Here is a 2,590-nt window from a genome sequence, read left to right as displayed (position 1 = left end):
CCAACACAGCGGGCAATCTCACGAGAGATTGTCGAAGCGCTTCTACCAATTTCTTTTGCAATGCTACGCATTGACAACCCTTCTCTGAGTAAAACTTCTATACGTCCGCGATCAAATGCGGTAAGCTGATGATAATGACTCATAATGTTTCCTCGCGTTCTGTATGTTCTAGACAAACTACATTTTACGCTGGTTCATTATGAGTCAGTTTTTATTTAGCTTAGTGTTGCACTTGAATTGTAAATTCAAGAACCCTGAAAACCCTGCGATTCCTGATTCTACAGAAGGCATCAAGAAATGGGATCGTCGTGGGTCACTGGGCACCCAAAACTATGAACACATCGAACACCATCGCGTGACTGATTATCAGGCGTTGTTCGATGACTTACATGCTGATGGCTATACGATTTACGCCGTCGATAATACACCTGGCTACAACCCACAATCAGTGTATGACGTACAATTCCCGGCTAAGTCCGCCTTCCTATTTGGGGAAGAAAAACTTGTCTTAGCGGATGATTTAATCGACGCGGCTGATGCCATGATTTACATTCCACAATATGGTAGCGTACGCTCAATTAACGTTAGCGTCGCCCATGGCATTATCTCAGCCTTCTACGCTTCACAGCATATGTAAAAGGGAGCACGATGAACTTAATCATCGTGCTCCCTTTTCATTTATTACTTCTTCAAGTCGTTGTAACGTGACTCGTGCTTACCGTACAAACTACGTCCAAGCGTTTTCTCCAAGAATGGCGTTACCCAGTAGTCCAAACCGAACGTGCGACCTGAACCGTTCATAACGGCCAATGAAGCGAACGTCAACAAAACCATTGACGTTGTAGCTGAACCAGCAAAAATCAATACCAATCCCAATACAAAGGCAACGAAACCGGCAATTGACGTCAAAAGACCAAAGGCAATCAACCAACCAACAACCGTGGCAATCATACCAATTGTTCCTGAAACTGATGCACCTGCAGAAATCCACAAGATACCAACAACAATACGTAGTGGCACAGTCCACAAAACGTTACCCATACGTGACGTCCAACCATAGAATGGCGTACGACCATTTGGCGTACGGAAGAACTCGTCCATCAAGTAGTGGAAGATGTGGTAACCACTCGTAATTTGCGCAAAGAAGTACAAGTTAATGATGTGCTTGAACATGTTGGCAAAGAAGCCAGACAATGGCAAACCATTCTTACCAAGCTTTACGCTACCAAGTTGCTCAGCAATTCCAACCGTGTAGTGCGCACCGATTGAAACAGCGTAACCTTGGTAGTGACCCTTGAAGGCCTTACGTGATCCCTTACCCAACAAATCGAAGATGATGTTAGGAACAGCTGTGTTAGCAGCAGATTCTCCACCTTCAACCGTTTGTGGCGTCCAACCTGAACGTGGGTTGTCAGGAATTGTACGAGCAGGCTCTTGGTAGGCTGCCACGTCACCAACAACATAAATGTCTTCTTCACCCTTAGCACGTGAGTAGTCATCGGCCATAAAGCGACCAGCAGGACCTTGTTCCAAGCCCCACTTTGAACCTTGTTCCTTAGCCTTAACACCGGCCGTCCAAACCAACGTTTCAGTAGGAATTTCCGTACCGTCCTTCAAAACGGCAGCGTGTTCCTTCACTTCAACAACACCGGCAGACTTACGCATGTTAACACCGTGCTTGATCATGTATTGCTCACCCTTGTCAGCAAGCTTACGGTTCGTCAACATGTTCAAAATTGTTGGCGCAGCTTCAATCACGTCAATCTTAATTTCTGATTCATCCAAGTTGTTAGCTTCAGCAAGCTCACGACGTTGTTCAATCAATTCACCAGCCAATTCGACACCAGTAAATCCTGAACCAACAACCGCAATACGCAACTTAGCTTCGCGCTTGGCTGGATCCAACTCCATAGCACCTTCGCGAATAACTTCTTCGATGTGTGAACGAAGGCGAACAGCTTCTTCAAATGACCACAACGTGTAGCCGTACTCCTCAACACCTGGCGTACCAAATGTATTAGTCGTACCACCAGTTGCCAAGACCAACTTCTCGTAAGGAATGTCTCCTTCAGAAGTCTTAACAATCTTTGCTTCCTTATCAATCGTATCAACTGTGGCAGTCACAATCTTAACGTTTGGTTGGCGTACGAACAATGTACGCAAATCAAATTGGATGTGCTTTGGCTCAACACGCTTCGTTGCAACTTCATGCAACTCCGTCATGTACGTAAAGAATGAGTGGCGATCTACCAAAACAATTTGGTAATCCGTGCCCTTCAATTGCTTAGCCAACTTGCGCGCAGTAAATACACCAGAATAACCGGCACCAACTACGACGATGTTTTTATTAGCCATATGAAAAAATCTCCTCAGTATCCCACAAAAAATGTAATTAAAAAATAAATCCTCAAATAATTTTAGACCCGCAAAGTGGATTTGTAAACGAATTCACTATTTTTTTGTAACCCGGATTATTCATGCACTAAATTTTTAACCACAGCTAAATCAGTAAAATACGATAAATCACCTTGAAACTGCCAGTACCTTGGCACGGTTTCAGGGTGTTTTTTTCGATTGGGCGTTTTTTGAG

At 44.3% G+C, this 2,590-nt stretch carries 2 protein-coding genes and 1 pseudogene; 1 reads left to right on the top strand and 2 read right to left on the bottom strand.

Features of this window, described 5'->3' with window-relative positions; genetic code table 11:
- The coding region (locus C6P11_RS01880; RefSeq protein ID WP_135518151.1) for a helix-turn-helix domain-containing protein at positions 1–143 on the bottom strand (143 nt) is incomplete at its 3' end.
- Positions 144–244: 101 nt separating this feature from the next.
- Here C6P11_RS01880 and C6P11_RS01875 point away from each other — a divergent pair.
- Positions 245–637: pseudogene (locus tag C6P11_RS01875) on the top strand (TrmH family RNA methyltransferase); the annotation flags it as partial.
- Between the two features lie 44 nt (positions 638–681).
- Here C6P11_RS01875 and C6P11_RS01870 read toward each other — a convergent pair.
- A complete protein-coding gene (locus C6P11_RS01870) occupies positions 682–2,355 on the bottom strand; it encodes an NAD(P)/FAD-dependent oxidoreductase (protein ID WP_135518149.1) in 1,674 nt (557 codons plus the stop codon).
- Positions 2,356–2,590 lie beyond the last annotated feature (235 nt).

Source organism: Weissella confusa (assembly GCF_004766315.1).
GTDB classification, from domain to species: domain Bacteria; phylum Bacillota; class Bacilli; order Lactobacillales; family Lactobacillaceae; genus Weissella; species Weissella confusa_A.
Note: the sequence above shows the minus strand (reverse complement) of the source record. Positions and strands in the feature narration are given on the sequence as shown.